We start from the raw sequence: 16,600 nt of genomic DNA, 5'->3' as shown, positions 1-16,600 counted from the left end.
CGTATTCTCGACGCTTGCGCTCATAATTTCAGCGACTAAGCCCTCACCCAAAAGAATCCATTCCTTACCTCCTCCGATGCCGCTCCGATGCCAACCTCCAAAACTATGGGGAGAGGTTGACTCGCAAAATCAGACAACTATAATCCGGTTCTCTCCGGGCGTTCCCGTTGACAAAGACGCTTTAATCGAGCTCCTCCTTACGCTGGAAAATGACTCGATCTACTTTGTAAAACGGTCCTTTCCGGCCGGTAGTCTCTGTCCGAAATTTGAGTCGAACAAGTAAGCAACTAACGACAAACGACCATGCAGAGAATAAGCCGGAGGGCCATGTTTGCCGAAATCCATCAGGACACAAGAGGAGAGGGCAAACCGCACGAATTTTCGCTTAAATATTGCCGGAGAGACGGCACAATCGGCTTTAAGCCGAGATGCCGTAAGAGCACGAAATCGGCTCCGGGAGAGGGCAAATACCGGGGCAACGTCAATCTAAACCACGTTCTTTTAGTCGAGGACGTAACCACAAAGCAGCCCTTTAACCTCCTTATCGACCTCCTCCTCGAGTACAACTCTCGGCCAATAAATCATACCGTCTAATGCAGTGGATTAATAACGAGGCTTTCGTTATCGAGAGCAAGAATTTCGGAGCGGTTGTTCAACTGACCGGCACAAGAGACCAGAGTTTCGGAGCGGCCTCGGCAATGGGGGGCAACAATTACGAACACGTACCCTGGGGAGCCAATGACAACAAGCCCAACGAAATGAACCGGCTTAAGGAGGCTAACAACCAGGTTAAGCCGCTCCTCGAGGCCATGCGGGATATGATCTATGCCTCCGGTTTAGGCTTTTTTAAGCGGACTATTAAGGACGGCAAACAACGCTTTGACCCCTATACGGACGCTAAGCTCGAGGATTGGAGTTTCGAGACCGAGCTCGAGAATTACATTATCGGCATCATTAACGAGCGGGTAACGAATGGCAACCCGTTTACTCGGTTCGAGTTCACGCCTGGAGGGGTTCCTCTGCTTAGCGTTTCGGATTCGTTTACGACCCGAATCGGCCGACCGGCCGGAAAGGGAAAGCCGATCTCGAACTTTTATTTAAACCCGAATTTCGGAGACCGGCAATACTTTAACCCGAAAGATTCCGAGCAAATCCCGGCTTTCGACAAGCGGAATCCGAAAGCGAATATTGTCTCAATCCTGCATTGTAGGGAGATAGTCTCGGGCAATCCGTTTTACGACTTTCCCTCCTGGTGGTTGGCAAAGGATTGGATAGAGCTCGCCAATCTTATTCCGCTTTTCCATAAGTCCGGCATCAAAAACGGCTACAATCTTAAGTATCTGATTAAAATGCCTCGGGACTATTTCGATAAGGACGGAGGCAAAGAGCTCGATCAGAAAGCGGTTTCGGCAAAGTGGGCGCAGTTTGGCGATTCCCTCAAACAATGGCTTTCGGGAGTCGATAACGTGAATAAGTCGCTGTTAGTCCGCTATCTCCGGGGAGAGGATGGGAAAGCCCTCGATTCGGTAGACGTTGTACCGCTCAAAAATGAGCAATCCGACGACGCTTACTCGAAAGTATGGGAAATGGCAAACGTTTCGATCACGAACGCAACCGGACTTTTGCCGGTCCTGGGGGGCGTAACTCCCGGCTCGAAATCGGGAGACTCCGGCTCTCAGGTCCGGGTTGTTGCCGACTATCAGCAACATTACCGCACTCCGGTACATCGACACATTGTATTAGAGCCGACCGTTTACGCGCTCCGGCTGCTAGGTTATACCGACGTTTTTCCGATGTTCAAAGGGGTACAACTAACAACCCTCGACCAAAATCCCAACGGTAAACAAGCCGTCGTAAATCAAGCCTAAATGAGCAATCTAGTAACAGTCGAAACGCTTAAGCTACACCTGGGCGGCATACAGACAAAGTTAAATTTCGAGACGGTCGAGCCCTTCGTTAAGACCTCGATTCGGTGGTTTCGCCGGATGGTTGGATCGGACATGATGGATTATTTAGAGGACCTACTCGAAGCGGGGAGCAATGCCGAGCGGGACCTCCTCGAGCTCGCTCAATCCTGCATTTGCTGGTACGCTTACGATCTGGCTTTCCCGCATCTAAAAATCAGAGTCGGCGATTTAGGCCTTACCAAAGCAAACCCGAACCAGACAACGCCGATCACGAAATGGGAGTATATCGACTCCAAAGACGCGAACCTCCAAATGTTGGACCTATCGCTCGAGGATTTTTTCTCACTTCTCGAGGAGCTCCGGCCACAGGCCTGGGTCAGCTCGGAGGCTTACCAAAAGCGGCAGGAGCGGTTTATCCGCTCGGCCGGAGAGCTTGCCCGATGGGTTCCAACGATGGGCAAACAAAGCCGGATGTTCGACCAGTTGATTACCTACATCGAACGGGCCGAGGAGCTCTATATCCGACCAGCGTTAACGGATTCGGTTTTCGATGAGCTTAAGGAAAAATGCAAAGGCCTCCGGCTCGGCCTGACCATTCAGGAGAGTAAGCTCCTTAACGAGCTACTCCCGGCCGTTGCTCACTTAGCCATTTTCGAGGCTCTCCCGTATCTCTCCTTAAACGTCTCGCCGGTCGGCATCTCCGAGCAACGCTCGAAATCGGGCTTACTCGAACAGGTTGCACCCGGAGCGGGGGTAAGAGACTCCCTCCGGCAACAGTTCTTAAACGATGCCTCGGTTTATCTGGGACGCGCTACGAAATACCTCGACTCGGCGGCAACTCCCGAGCTCTTTTCGGGCTATTACCAGGCTAACAAAGGCCAAACGGCCGAGGCTATAGACTTTACTAATTCAACATCTATTATCCTGTAAACAACAATGCAAGCCAAAGAAACACCAATCCGGCAGGCTCCGCTTAAAATTACGCGCAATGAGCCCGAGACCGACCCGGTTCTCGACACACTGGCAACCGAGGAGGCCGATCTCGAAAAAGAAGCCGAGGAGCTCGAGCGAAAGCGGACCGAGCTCGCCGATAAAAAGCGAATCGCTCAGGAGGCCGAGTATAACGCGCAGGTCGATATGTACCATCTCCAACGGACCGACGCGCAGAACTTTAGAGCCTCGGCCGCTAAGGAGACCGACGAGGCCTCGAAAATGACGTATTTACGTTGGGCAATCGAGGCCGAAAAGAACGCGCTCGGGCTCGCTCAGCAACTCGGGCTTGAGATTCCCAAAGAGCTCGAGGAGGCCTCCGAGCCCAAACCCGCAGCCGGGAAAAATCGGAAATGGGGCTCGGCTTTCTGGCAAATGGTCGGTTTGTTCTTTGTTATCTTTTTTGCCTATAGCCTCTTTGTCGGCTATGGGGAGCACATCCAAAAACTTAACGAGGCCATTCCCGACGATAAGCCGGAGCTTAAAATGAACCCTTACGACGCAACGAGCATACAAAAGTTTTTCCTCGAGAAGTTTTACGAGTTCTTCGATTTGCCGCTCGCACTGGTTAAGCTCCTCATTTTTGCGCCGTTTGTACTCCTGTACATCCTCCCATTTTTCAGAAGTAAGAAAGACTTTATTACCGAGTTCTACGAAGATTTAACACCTTTCCAACGATGTATTATCACGCTCTTTTTAGTCTCCTTATTTCTCTTACATTCGGCTCTTTCGCATCTGGTCAAGCCCTAAAGCGGGACCGACCCGCTCCGGCTCGGCCGGTCTCGATTGATGAGTCGATACTCCGGCAAGCCATTTACGACACGGCCGCGACGTACCTCGGCATGACCGAGAAAACCAACCACAACGACGCGAAATGGATCTCGAAAATTAACCGCTACAACGGCCTTTCCGACCGGGCGTTTTATTGCGCGAGTGCATTTAACTACGTGCATCGGGTTAACGGCCTTTGGCTCCCGGTTAAGGCTCCGGGAGCGGTTTCGAGCTACTTCTCCGACAAGACCAAAATCATTTACCGACGCAATCAGCGAGGCAACAACCGGAGCGGCATCCAACCGCAAAAAATGGATGCCGTCAGTTTGTACGCCTCTCACATCGAAGCCATTGCCGAGGACAGATTCGACCCGGACGCGGACTATGTGCGTTGCATCGGCTTTAACACGACCGGAGGCAAAGGCACAAAAGGCGGTTGTTACGTCAACCGGAGGAGAATGTCGGAGATAAAATTTATTGCCAACTGGATAACGCCAACACTCAAACAGTACAAACAGTAAACAACTATGAAAGCAAACCTACAAAACGAACTAACGCTCCTCGAGCGGTTCATCGCGCCGAACTCGGGCGTTTTTAAACTCATTCAAAAAATCGGGATTGTTCTCGGCATCCTGGGAGCGGTCATTCTTTCGGCCGATCAACAAGGGGTACAGATTCCGGCTCTCGTTTCGTTTCTGGGCTCACAGGCGAGCTTTATCTCGGGCTTACTAGCGAGCTCTATCGGGGTAACGGCCGTTGCTGTTTCTCAATTCTCGGTTGACTTCGAGGCCTACAAACGTAAGCACGAACTCGATAACGTTTAAGTCCTTTCCGGGGGCTCGTTTGTCGGCTTGCTTTGCACAAAAACAAGCCGACAAACGGGAATGATACAAATTAACCTCGACAACCAAAATTACAACTTGCCTCAAAGCTGGGCCGACGTACCTCCCGAACGTTTAGCCGAGCTTTTGAGGCTTGTTTATTTTACGCCGGGAACGGGAGACTATTACCTCGAGATAATCCGGCTAGCACTCAATGTTAAGCCTCGAGTCTGGAAAGCACTTATGCAAAAACACTTTTCGCCCAAAATCGGAAAGAAAGCCAGAGCCGCGAACGCAATCGTTTTGCATGACCTTTACCGGTTTTTGGGTTGGATGGAAACCGAGCCAATCCAAAAACAGCCCTTTCCCTCGATTGCCGTTAAGGGGCTTACCCTGTTACTCCCGGAGGAAAAATTCTTAACCATGAGTTACGGGGAGCTTACCGACGCGTATATCCATTTTTTAGTCTATCTCCGGCAACTTGTACCCGGCAATGACCATTTACATTTATTGATTTCGACCATTTGCCGACCGGCTCGAAGCAAAGCCGGGAAGGGGGCGAACTGGAACGGAGACGAGCGGGAGGCCTATAACGAGTTTATCGTTAAGCAGCGAGCAAAAGCGGTTGCCGAGCTTGACGAGGGGGTTAAAATGGCAATCCTGCTTTACTTCGCTGGCAACATGAAAGCCGTTTTAGAGCAATATCAGATTTTTGGCGAGGAAGGCTCGGAAAGCGAGGAGGAGTATCCGGGACAGGGGTTCGTTAAGAATACGCATTTACTCGCCCAAAAGGGCATTTTTGGGACGCTTAACGAGACGAAAGCGGTTAATCTGCATGAGGTATTACTTTTTCTCGAGGAACATTCTAAAGACTTGCTCGCAGAGGCCGAGCGTAAAAAAGCGGAGCAATGAGCGTAACTAATCAATTCTGGGCTTATCTAAAGCCGAAAGCTCTCTCGGTCGAGGGGGTTGTTTATTCAATGCTTAGTGACGGCAATAGGTGGGAGAGAGTGCTCGGAGACAGCCGGAGCGAGAACGTTTATCCGGGTTTTTTTTGCCTCCGGCCAAAGTATAAGATCGTTAACAACGGAGCCGATCAGGTTCTCGGATGGTTCGACGTTACATTTTTTGTATTTTGCCATTGCAAACGACCAGGCGATTACGCGGAAGAGGACGCGGCTTTCGATAAGGCCGAGGAAATCGCAGCCGACTTGTACAAGCTCCTCGAGGGAGACGACGGAAAGCAGATTCTTTTCGATGAGGACAAAGCTCTCAGCATGGAGCCGGTTTCCTGGTTAATAAGTGATGCCGTTTACGGCTACGAGGTTAAACTCCGTTTTGCGTTGCCGGTTAACCCTATTTTATAAGACTATGATTTTACGCGCTATTCTGTTTTGGTTGGTTTGGATTCTAGCCGCTCCCCTAGTGTTTTTATATTACCTCTCGAGGGGCTTTAAGACCTCGGCCTTTGTCTTAACCGGCCTTGTTAAGCTCTCGATCTGGGAGCGATTCGTTACCAGAAAGGCCGAGGCCTCGGCCGAGCTCCTTGCCGATAGACGGGTTAAGAACTTTGTCCGGGACAATCCGTATTCAACCCGGAAATAATAATAAATAAAAAAGGCCTCTCCACTGTGGAGAGGCCTTTTTTATTTATTCAGTAGGCTATACTAGAAGGCAACGCATTCAAAACGGCCTATTTTATCATTGTCGATCCCATTGTCCTTAATCCTAGGGTAATGACCAGGGCCCAAAATGGTCGGCCAAGCAACCCCTTCTTTGTCGAAAAATTTCCAATAACCCGAATAAATAATGATAGAGGAAATTTGTTCGTACAAGTCGTGACCTGTTAAATCTACGTTAAAGGTAGTTCTGAGCCTAAACCTATCTGTATGCCTTGCTTTCTCACCCTCTTCAAGTTTAATAGAATTAGTCAGGAAATTGAAATTAATGTGCTGAAAAACTTCAATTTCAGGCAGACTTTGAGACGTTACCACTTTTCCTAAAGTATTGATTTCACTTTTAGGAAGCTCAAAATCAAGTTGTGAACTAGTAGGCGGTTGAATGTTTGGGTCTGAACTAGTAGGCGGTTGAATGTTTGGGTCTGAATTAGTAGACGGTTGAAGGTTTAGTTGTGGACTAGAAGACTCTTCACGATTTGGCAGTGGATTATTTGACTGTTCGTTATTCATATAATAAAGGTTTATTTGTTGTTAATATTAAGTCATAAAAACCAAACTTCAATACTGATTAATCGAAGAAGTGTTAATTGATTACATACTTAAGCTCTAATTGTACAATTATAAATACTGAGGCACCTTTCTATAAGGTTTAAAGCTGTCCTTTCCGGCATTGGCTCCTCGAGCCAACTTTCCCAAAAAAGGGAAACTATGCCGGTAAGCACTCCGATAAAACCAATTGATTACGCCAACCTTAAAGGCGACTTTTTCTCCCTAACCGATCAGGTATTTAAGCGGCTCGAAGCTGGGGAGCCTATTGTCGAAATTGCCGCGCTAAGCGAGGAGACGGCAATCGAGATTGAGGAGCGGTTTAACTACTACGCAACGAGGAAAAACCTCCCGATCTACTTTACCCTGACGCTCGTTAGGCCGGACGTTTACCGAGTCTCGCTCGATTTCGGCGAGCTCGAGGAGTTACCCTAATTCCGTCCTTTCCTTCATTGAAAAGGGCCTGATCTTTATCAAAAGTTTAGGCCTTTATGATTGATACACTAAAAACCGATCTTACTTTTCTTCCGCTCCATTTGGGGAGAAACCGTATCGAGCACAATATCGAGCCGGTTGACCCGACGCTCGAGGACCGCTCCGGGCTACGCTATTATCTGGATATTTATATCCCGGCTTACCGGCAATCTCCCGAGCTCGAGCGGCTCCTCAAGCTGCCCGGAGCCGAAAAGCCTCCGCTCCTAAAGGGAGGAGCGAGCATATTCGAGGGCGCATTTTTCCGGCTCGATGAGCTCCTTAACGACGCGCTCGAGCGGACAAAGCCCGAGTTCAAACAAGAGGGCATGAGCGTAATTGTCTCGTTAACGATGCCGGTCGAGCTCCGGGAGTCAATCGAAAATAACGGGATTGTAATTCCCGGCTCGGAAATAACCCGGCCGAAAATCTGGATTATCAAAGCGGGATTAAACGAGGAGGATTTCGCCGGATGGGGCGACCAGTTTTTCGACAAATACCTCCTCGAGACGCGCTCCTTTCTGACCTCGCAGCCGGACGGAAAAGTTATCGGCTCGCAGCAGGAGGAGTATCTTTATTTCCTGCTTAATCAGTCTCCGGCTCCGGCCTCGGTTAAACGCCGAATCGAGGTAACGTTCGAGGACCTATCGACTCAGACGCTCGACAAAGGCTCGCTCGAGGGGGTCGGTCTATACCAGGTTATTTGCGCTCCGATGGGTCCCCAGGCTCTCGGCCTGAATAGTTTGCCCAAGAGAGTACGCTCGTATAAAGTTTGGCTTTCCAACCAGGCGAACGAGCGACTTTCCGAGGTTCGTACTTACCGAATCGACCCGCGCTATCGACAGCAGGAGCGGTTTATTTTGTTCTCCAACTCCCGGGGAGGCTGGGACACGCTCCGACTGATTGGCGAGGGCTCCGAGACGCTGAAAACGAGCCGGACGCTGGCCGAGGTTGACCGGCCGCTCGGAGCCGCGCTCGACTTTCCCGAAATTAAAATCGTAAACCTTACCGGGGAGCGGGAGCTTACCGTCTCGACCGGATGGATTGAGCGAAACGCAAAGCAAACACTCGCTTATCTGGATGAGCTCCTACTCTCCGAGGAGCTTTATATCGTTACGGATAAGGGACATTTCCCGCTTGACATAACGACAAACAGCTTACTCGATTCGGAGGATTCGGCCGATCTGATAAGCCGCACGTTCACCTTTAAGCGGACAACGCCGGTACAAAATTTCTCCGCTCTCCCGGCCGCTCCGCTCTCGGCCGCTCGGCCGACCAGTTGGCGGGGGCTCGGCCTGGTCTATATGCTCGACTCCCTGGGCAAGCGGAACGGGAGAGGCCGACCGATTCGCTTACAGAAATACTATACCGACGATAACTCGCTTTACAAGCCGAGGACCGAAAAGCCCAACATTCAGGGAGACCCGGATTTTATAGCCGACTTTTTGCTCCCTGGGGGCGTTACCGGCTCAACTCCCTACCCGAGTGCAGCCATTACCCGGGAGACGACCTACAGCCGCAATAATTGCGGGGTCGATATGGTCGGCGGGCCGTTAACGATTTCGATTCCGGCCGGTAAATACGGCGGGGAGGCTCCGGGCGATGCCGACGCGCTGGCCGAGGCCGAGTATAAGGCCAAAAACACACAGGCGTATGTAAACCAGTACGGGACTTGTACGAGCGCACCCGAGCTATATCAGGTTGCTATTCCGTCCGGTCACTGGCATTTTAGAGCCAATGACCCGAGCCGGGTAACGGTCCATTGGTGGGGCGGTTACGCGCCAACGGGAGCAACGAACCACATGGGAACGATTGTCCCGGACATCGGTAACATTTGGTTTTTACAGGGGCAAACGGGGCCGTATATCCTCCCGGCCGGAGCCAACGATCTGAATTTCCCGGCTCTCTCGAACGATTGGCGGTTCGCCATCAAGGGACCGGCTTTCTCGACGCTTAATCTCAAGATTTACCGAAACGGGACGCTTATCCTCAACTACACCCACACGACCGACCGGGAGGGCTACGATTACCAGAGTTTCCCTCCTCCGGCAAACGGCGACCTTTTTTACTTTAAACTAACGACGCTTTAAGATGCAACTCGAAATACGAATGAACGGGGAGCCGATGGAGCTCGCGCCAAACTCGAGAGCCGATCTCGAGCTCGTAAGTCCGTACCTGACTTACGAGGACATCCTCTCGAGTAAAGCAACGATTCCCAACTTACCGGCAACACCGCGAAACCGCTCGGTTTTAGGGTATCCCGATTTGCTGCAAAACGACTCGAGAGCTTTTCGTTACAATTGTGAAAAGTATTATAACGGCCAACTTTTGCAGTCCGGGATTGGGGTTCTCACCGAAGCCGGGACCGATTACTCGTTTACCGTTGTACAGGCATTGGGCGAGTTTTTCGGAGACTATCAAAATAAGCCTCTGACCGACATAGATTTCGGCTCGATTCCGCTCCCGGCTCTGCTTACGCCAATTGTAAACGAGGGGAGCTCCTCGGCCGTTTGCTTTCCTACAATTGTAAACCCGGACTTTTACTCAACGAGCGGAGGAGCTATCGGGTACGGGGGAAAAATGAACGATTATTATGCAGGAGCTTACACCTCGGGCGGTCCTTTAGTCCCGATGGTTTACGTGGATTACTTGTTTAAGCGAATCGCGAGCTTAACCGGGACAACAATCGAGGGAGCCTATTTCGATAAGCCCGAGCTCCGAAAACTGATTCTCTTTAATACCCGAGCTTTAGACGGAGCCTCGGCCGTAACGCTCTCGAGGCATTTGCCCGAGCTTACCCTCGCTCAGTTTTTACTTGAGTTACGGAAATTCTTTAACCTTTCCTTTACGATCAACGGGGCCGAGAAACGGCTTACGATTGGCTTTACAAAGGATATTCTTTCCCGAGCGGCCGTTCTGGATTGGAGCGATAAAGCCGTTAAGAAGTTTAAGAAAATACCCGAGACGGCTCGCAGGATGCAACTAGGCTCGGAGACAGAGCAGGCCGACGCGCTGGTTAAGGACCGGCCGCTCGAGCTCGAGGACTACCTTACGCCGGAGCTCGGGGAGCCGACCGGCATCGCTCCGCTAAAGAGCAAGTTTTCGAGCCTGGTAATGGATGCCCCGAGCGGTACGGCCGCTTGCAAACAACCCGGCATTACCGAGCAATTCGGACAGCTTACCAACAAGTTTAGCCCGAGGCTCCTCTTTTATTTGAGCGGGGAGGGGCTTAATTCGATTCCTAAAGCCTCGAGCGAGCTCGGCGATGTCTCGCTTTACTGGACAGGCGTTAAGGGCTTAGCGGCCGTTTTTTGGCGAGTAAACGAGAAGCTCCGCAACGAGTGGTTTTACGTAACCCGGGATATGAACCTTAGCGAGTTCGATCTCGCGTCATTCGATTTTAGTAAGAAAGTCCACGTTAACGGGGTTAACTACCTGGTTGTAAAAATTACCGTTTCAGTCCCGATCAGCAAACCCGCTCAGGTTACGTTTATCCGGGCGTAAGTGCAAGTACGTTTATCCCTAATCGAGAAGCCCCGGCCGAGAAAGCCGGGGCTTTTTTACGTCCTTTTTGGGGTCTCTGACCGGATTTAGCTTTCCAAAAAAATAAGCATGGAAAGCGCAACAGGAATACGGGGAGACGCTCGGGCGGTCTGGTTAACGACCAACCGGGACGCGGCTAAAATCCTCGAAAGCTACCTCGTTAAAGCCGAGGAGGCATTTAAAGCAAGGGCTCGAGCGGCCGGTCTAACCCTGACCGGAGAAATGCTCGACTCCTTTAAACGGTACGCTGCCGAGATGGGCGACGGCTACGTTGAGGCTCGGCTCGAAATGGTCGATTATTTCCGGCTCCGGGACCTCCGTTCGATGAAATATACCCGGACCCCTCCGCTCGAGGCAATGGAGGCCTTTGTCGAGGCTCTCGGCCTTAACAAGTTCGCTTTTATTCCCGGCTACCCGCAGGGCGTAAAACCGGCCACTGAAATGGCCGCAATCGAGCGTATTGCCTGGGGTATCAAAATGAATAAGCAACGGCTCCCCAACGTCTCGAGAGGCTACCGGGGCATTTACTCCGACCCGCTCCTCTCCGATGTGCTCCCGTACCTCTTTCGGGACCTTACCGACCAAACCAATGTGACCGCAATGCGAGGGATTAAACTACTTTTTTCTGAATAATGGCCGTTCAACTAAACGAAACCGCAACGCTAAAACTGAGGGCCGACTCGAAAGATTTTGCCAACGATTTAGCGCAACTCGACACCAAAGCGAAGGAGCTCCGTACTACGCTTAAGGACATCGAAAAAAACGGAGGGAAAGGCTCCGAGGAGTGGAAAAAATACAAAGCCGAGCTTAAGGACGTACAGACCGAAACGAAGAACCTTAAGAAAGAGGTAGACATCACGACTTTGACTTACGGCCAATTACAAAGCCGGATAAAGGACCTTAACCGGGAGCTAAAAGGCACAAGGGAGGGAACGGAGGCATTTGTTAAAGCCTCCAAACAACTTGGAGAGGCCGAGCGGCAATTCAAAAAAGTAAAGGATGAGGCCGACAGTATCCGAAAGACAGGAGAGGGCCTCGGACAGCCGAGCCTTTGGCAAAAAATCGGCGGAGGGGTCGGCCTGGTTGCCAAAGCGATGCAAGCCTTTGTTGCGCTCCAAATTGTCGGCTACGTTATCGACATCGGCAAAGCCATTTTTGAGACGACGGCCAAATTCGAGAAATACGGCAAAGTGCTCGAGACCGCTTTAGGGAGCGAGAAGGAGGCCAAAAACTCGATGTCGGCGCTTAAGGACCTCGCTAAGAATACGGTCTTTACGGTCGATCAGCTTACGGACGGCTATGTAAAAATGGTTAACCGGGGGCTCCGGCCGAGTAAAGCCGAGATGATCTCGTTAACCGACCTTGCGGCCTCGCAGGGCAAAGAGTTCGACCAATTGGTCGAGGCCGCGCTCGACGCGTCAACGGGCGAATTTGAGCGGTTGAAAGAATTTGGGATTAAAGCCTCCAAATCGGGCGATACCGTCTCGCTCTCTTTCAAGGGCATGAACCAGACCGTTAAGAATACGCCGGAGGCTATCAACGGAGCTCTTATCGCGTTCGGCAAAATGCCGGGAGTACTCGGCCAAAACTCGACTATGATGCAAACCCTCGGGGGGCAAGCCTCCAACCTCGAGGATAATTTCGACGCGTTAAAGGTTGAGCTCGGGGAGAAATTCCGGCCGGTTTTTACCCTCATTTTACAAGGCCTTAACGCCGGGATTCCCATTGTTAAAGCTCTGGTAAATGTGATTGTAACGCTCGTTACGGCCGTTGTCGGCTATCAGAAAACGCTCATGGATTTTTATATCTCCTCGGCCGGAGTAATGAAAAATATGGGCGTAGCGATTAAGGAATTTCTCTCGGGCAATTTCGAGGCCTCGGCCAAAGCCTGGGAGCAAACCAAAGCCGGAGCAACGGCGGCAATCAACCAGGTAAAGACCAACGCCAAAAGCGCAGCCTCGGCCGTTGCAGGTATTTGGACCGATAAAGCCGCAACCGAAAAGGCCGAATTTGCCGGGAAAGATCAGGGAGCCAAATATCAAAAGGGCTTAACCGACGAGCAAAAGAAAGCCCTCGAGAAGCGGGAAAAAGAAGCCGAGAAAGCTCGTAAGAAAGAAGCCAAAGCCGAGGAGAAAGCTCTCGAGGACGTTAAGAAAGCCAACGAAAAAGCCCTCGAGGACATCGCCAAACTAGAGGCCGAGACACACATCGCAAGCATTAAAGACGAGATGCAACGCGAGTTTGTCAAGCTCATGGCGAAACGTGACCAGGAGGCCGAGGAGATTCGCAAATCCGTAGCGAGCGAGGAGATTAAAAATAAGCAACTCGCAGCCCTCGACAAAAAGCTAAAAGCCGACATAACCAAAACGGCGGCCGAGTTTGCCGAGAAGCGAAAGAAAGCCGAGGAGGAGGCCGATAAGAAGCGACTCGAGGCCGAGAAAGCCATTATTGAGGCCGAAAAGCAAGCCGAGGCCGCGCTCCTCGATTGGCGGGAGCTTATGGCGAAAGGCAACGCCAAAAAGCTCGAGGCAATCCATCGGGACCGGGAAAACTCGATTTACCGCTTAACCAAAGAGCGACTAGACGCGGAGGAGTCGGCCGAGAAAGCGAAAGCGGCTCGGGAGATAACCGATAAAGAGCAATTACGGAGAGCTCTCGAGGCTATCGAAAACCGATACGATAACGAGCGGCAACTCGCAGCCAAAAAGCACACCGACGCAATAGCCAAAATTAACGAGGAGCTACAGGAGAAGAAAAAAAGCCAATGGGGAGCGGCCTCGAACGCGTTTTCCGCGCTGCTTAAATTCGACTTAAACGGCTTTATCGAGAACGCGGATAAGATGTTCGAGGGCGAAAAGTCGGCATGGCAAAAACGGCTTGCTCAGAATATGGCAAAGTATGAAGCCGTTGGACAAATGGCTCAAGCGGCCGTTGGCTTTCTTCTCAAGCTCGAACAACAAAAAACAGATCGGGCAATCGCAGAAGCCCAACGGGAAAGGGACGCAAAGGTTAAGCTCCTTAACGAGCAAATCCAACTTGAGAAAGCGGCTCAGGACGCGGCCGAGTTCGAGAAACAACGGGTTACGCAGGAGAGCAACACCAAAATACAAACGATCAAAGATGCCTCCGAGCGGACGATTTCGGACCTCGAAAGCCAATACCGGCAACTCTCGAGCTCGGAGGAAAAGCGAAAACTCGAGGAGCAACTCTCGGGCTATAAGGAGAACGCAGACGAGAAAGCCTCGGCCGCTAAGCAGCAAGCCGAGGAATCAATCGAGGCCGCTCAAAGCGAGGCAAAGGCGACAATCGAGGCCGCTAAGCAAGCCGAGAAAGAAGCGATTAAATCGGCAACAAACGCGAAGCTCGAGCGTATCGACGCGGCCGAGGCTACTCGGGACGCGGAAATCGCAGCCATAAACCAGCGAAAAGACATCGACCAGGCAACCCGTAAGCAGCTACTCGCAGAGGCTCGGGATAAGTTCGACCAGGAGAAAAAGCTCGCCGAGGATGAGGCAAAGGTTAAAATCGAGCAAGCCAAAGACACCGCTAAAGCACAAAGCGAGCTTGCCAAAGACACGGCTCGGCTAAAAACCGAGCTCGCCAACGATCAGGCCGAGGCCGAGCTTAAGGCAATCGAAGCCGTTAAGAACGGAGACCAGAAAGCAGCAAAGGCAATCCTGGACAAAGCCAAAGAGGACCAGAAAGAAAAGATTCGGCTCGCTAAGGAGCAGGCGGATAAGGCAATCGAGGAGGCCGAGAAAGAGAAGCGGGAAAAGCTAAAGAAAGTCGAGGCCGAAAAGCAAACCCGGATACAAAACCAGAAAGAGCTTAACCGGCAAATCGAGGCTGAAAACGAGAAAGCCCGATTGATGGAAGCAGCCGCAAAGCGGAAACAATGGGAAGCCCAAAAGAAAGCCGACATTGCCTCGGCCTTGATTACGGGAGCCCTCGCAACGCTGAAAGCCTTAGCCTCGAGCTTTTGGCCGGCCAATTTAGTGTTTGCCGCAATGAGCGCAGTAATGACAGGGGTACAGGTCGCCATGATAAAAAGACAGGAGGCTCCACAGTTTCGGCATGGGGGCTTTATTGCGAGCGGAGGCCGACACGGCTCGCGTCCTGGTTCGGGCGGGATTGCCCTCGTTGACCGCGCAACGGGACAGGAAACGGGCGAAATGGAAGGAGACGAGGCTATAATCTCGAGAGAGCAAACGGCCGCTAATTTGCCGCTCATTCAACGGATGTTTAGTAACGCCAGAACACCGGGGAGACGGAGTAAACCCGTTACCGATTTTCGGGGACCGGCTCTCCGTAACGGCGGGATTCTCGACTCGGGTTACTGGTCGAAAGATATGTTTCTGTATGGGGGCGTTAAGCGGAGCAAACCGGCAAGCGGCAAACGAGGCTTTTACGAGGATGGGGGAATGTACGAGGGGGCAACCGATCCGAGCCTCTCGAGCGTTTCGGCCGATTCGGAGGTCGCAATCGCACAGGCGCAGGGACGCGAGCAACTCCGGCTTTTAGCCGATCTCCTCAACGCCATAACGCTAAGCGATACGCACTCGGCCGAGCGAGCGAAAGCCCTCTCCGAGACGCTCTCGGACCATGCCAAGCAACGCGAGAGTTTAGTTTCTCTGTTAATTCAGAGTAATAAAAACGGCTTAATGATGCTTAACGACGATCTCGGCAAAGCCATTGCCAAAGCCTCGGCCGACATCATAAGCGGCCTTAAAAGCTCGAGCTCGACAAATGACCGGGGCCTCGAGGCTCTATCGGCTCAACAACGGCTTTCGTTTGCCCTCCTTGCGAGCAATCTCTCGAAAGGGTTCTCGGACCTGACGAGCGACACAAAAAAGGGATTCGAGGAAATGTCGAGCGATGTCGTTAAGGCAATCGAGACGCTCTCCGAGGAGACAAAGAAAAGCCTCGAGGAGCTCTCGCAGGATGTCGTTACCGTAACCGAGCGGGAAGGAAAACAAACCGATCAGGCTCTGGGCAATCTGGCAAGCGAGACAAAGAAAGGCCTTGATTCAATGGCCTACCAGGTAAGCAGTTTACGCGGCTCGATTAACGCGGTCGAGGGAGCGGTCTATCAGGTTCGGGACGCGGCTAACTCGACAACCGGAGCCGTTTACGGAACCAATAACGCCGGAAAGCTGGACGCGTTAATTAGTTCAATTTCGAGCTTTTCAGGCAAGTAAAAAATTTGGCAATTCAGGGGAGGAGCCGTATCTTTAAGCTCCTCCCATTACCGAGCTAGAAAGATGATTATGCCAAACCATTACAATGCTCAAAAAATTAACCTTATCCGTTCCAAAGTATTTAAAGAAGTTTATCGAGGGCGAGTTCGACGGAGAAAACGGAGTCGTTCACATTGAAAAGTGGAACGAAATCGGCCGGATGATTCACCTGGCAAGCCGCTCGATTCCGTTTGTCATTACACCCGAAAAGCCAACCGGGACAACGCTCGTAATTACCTACTATTGCCGGGAAAAGGCTTACGAGGTCCCGCTCGAAAAGTACCCGGATTTCGTTCGACAGTTGGACGAGATTTTTCGCCGGACGTTAATTTCCGAGGTTCGCTCGGTTCACTATTTAGCCGGGGGCGATTACTCGACTTACATCCGAAACTTTCTCGCTCGGTACGACATTCAGCCCGATATTGAACTCGAATGGGAAACGGTTCGGAAAATTTACCGGGATTATTTACTCCGGGTTGACAAAAAAAATAAAAAGAAATTTTCCCTAAAAAGTCCGGCTTAAGCCGGTAAAGTCCGGGCCGAACGTAAAAAGTCCGGCTTAAGCCGGTAAAGTCCGGTCTCGGGATTGCCAAAAAAGCGGCTCTACACCATGTAGGGCCGCTTTTTTGCTGTTT

The 16,600-nt window shown here is 51.4% G+C and carries 16 protein-coding genes; 15 read left to right on the top strand and 1 reads right to left on the bottom strand.

The window, feature by feature from the left end; all coding sequences use genetic code 11:
- Positions 1-303 precede the first annotated feature (303 nt).
- Genes NT073_RS19280 through NT073_RS19240 form a run of 9 tightly spaced genes read left to right on the top strand, consistent with a single transcriptional unit; the run spans position 304 to position 6,094 of the window.
- On the top strand, positions 304-594 hold the full coding sequence (locus NT073_RS19280) for a hypothetical protein (protein WP_297376669.1): 291 nt from the start codon (positions 304-306) through the stop codon (positions 592-594).
- The gene (locus tag NT073_RS19275; RefSeq protein ID WP_297376667.1) at positions 594-1,868 is read left to right on the top strand and encodes a hypothetical protein; all 1,275 of its coding nucleotides are present in this window, start codon (positions 594-596) and stop codon (positions 1,866-1,868) included. Before NT073_RS19280 ends, NT073_RS19275 begins: the two co-directional genes overlap by 1 nt.
- Positions 1,869-2,837 (top strand): DUF6712 family protein, encoded by a 969-nt coding sequence (locus NT073_RS19270; RefSeq protein ID WP_297376665.1) that lies wholly within the window; start codon positions 1,869-1,871, stop codon positions 2,835-2,837.
- 6 nt (positions 2,838-2,843) lie between these two features.
- Positions 2,844-3,647, top strand: coding sequence for a hypothetical protein (locus tag NT073_RS19265; RefSeq protein ID WP_297376663.1), 804 nt, complete (start codon positions 2,844-2,846; stop codon positions 3,645-3,647).
- On the top strand, positions 3,575-4,189 hold the full coding sequence (locus NT073_RS19260) for a hypothetical protein (protein WP_297376661.1): 615 nt from the start codon (positions 3,575-3,577) through the stop codon (positions 4,187-4,189). The genes NT073_RS19265 and NT073_RS19260 overlap by 73 nt, the downstream gene beginning before the upstream one ends.
- Positions 4,190-4,195: 6 nt before the next feature.
- Complete coding sequence (locus tag NT073_RS19255; RefSeq protein WP_297376659.1) at positions 4,196-4,492, top strand: hypothetical protein; 297 nt, start codon at positions 4,196-4,198, stop codon at positions 4,490-4,492.
- Between the two features lie 60 nt (positions 4,493-4,552).
- Complete coding sequence (locus NT073_RS19250) at positions 4,553-5,401, top strand: hypothetical protein (RefSeq protein WP_297376657.1); 849 nt, start codon at positions 4,553-4,555, stop codon at positions 5,399-5,401.
- Positions 5,398-5,856 (top strand): hypothetical protein, encoded by a 459-nt coding sequence (locus NT073_RS19245; protein WP_297376655.1) that lies wholly within the window; start codon positions 5,398-5,400, stop codon positions 5,854-5,856. The genes NT073_RS19250 and NT073_RS19245 overlap by 4 nt, the downstream gene beginning before the upstream one ends.
- Positions 5,857-5,860: 4 nt before the next feature.
- Entirely contained in the window at positions 5,861-6,094 is a 234-nt protein-coding gene (locus NT073_RS19240) for a hypothetical protein (protein WP_297376653.1), read from the top strand.
- Positions 6,095-6,156: 62 nt separating this feature from the next.
- On the opposite strand, the gene NT073_RS19235 is transcribed toward NT073_RS19240, so the two are convergent.
- Positions 6,157-6,678, bottom strand: coding sequence for a hypothetical protein (locus NT073_RS19235; protein WP_297376652.1), 522 nt, complete (start codon positions 6,676-6,678; stop codon positions 6,157-6,159).
- 198 nt (positions 6,679-6,876) lie between these two features.
- Here NT073_RS19235 and NT073_RS19230 point away from each other — a divergent pair, with 198 nt between their 5' ends.
- From NT073_RS19230 to NT073_RS19205, 6 genes are all read left to right on the top strand, one after another.
- Positions 6,877-7,149: a hypothetical protein gene (locus NT073_RS19230; RefSeq protein ID WP_297376650.1), complete on the top strand. Its 273-nt coding sequence runs from the start codon at positions 6,877-6,879 to the stop codon at positions 7,147-7,149.
- 56 nt (positions 7,150-7,205) lie between these two features.
- Positions 7,206-9,275, top strand: coding sequence for a DUF5977 domain-containing protein (locus NT073_RS19225; protein WP_297376648.1), 2,070 nt, complete (start codon positions 7,206-7,208; stop codon positions 9,273-9,275).
- A 1-nt stretch (position 9,276) separates the two neighbouring features.
- On the top strand, positions 9,277-10,689 hold the full coding sequence (locus NT073_RS19220; RefSeq protein WP_297376646.1) for a hypothetical protein: 1,413 nt from the start codon (positions 9,277-9,279) through the stop codon (positions 10,687-10,689).
- 108 nt (positions 10,690-10,797) lie between these two features.
- Positions 10,798-11,361 (top strand): hypothetical protein, encoded by a 564-nt coding sequence (locus NT073_RS19215; RefSeq protein WP_297376644.1) that lies wholly within the window; start codon positions 10,798-10,800, stop codon positions 11,359-11,361.
- The gene (locus NT073_RS19210) at positions 11,361-15,926 is read left to right on the top strand and encodes a hypothetical protein (RefSeq protein ID WP_297376642.1); all 4,566 of its coding nucleotides are present in this window, start codon (positions 11,361-11,363) and stop codon (positions 15,924-15,926) included. Before NT073_RS19215 ends, NT073_RS19210 begins: the two co-directional genes overlap by 1 nt.
- Positions 15,927-16,011: 85 nt before the next feature.
- Entirely contained in the window at positions 16,012-16,488 is a 477-nt protein-coding gene (locus NT073_RS19205; RefSeq protein ID WP_297376640.1) for a hypothetical protein, read from the top strand.
- Positions 16,489-16,600 lie beyond the last annotated feature (112 nt).

Source organism: Spirosoma sp. (assembly GCF_026391055.1).
In the GTDB taxonomy this organism is placed as follows: domain Bacteria; phylum Bacteroidota; class Bacteroidia; order Cytophagales; family Spirosomataceae; genus Spirosoma.
Note: the sequence above shows the minus strand (reverse complement) of the source record. Positions and strands in the feature narration are given on the sequence as shown.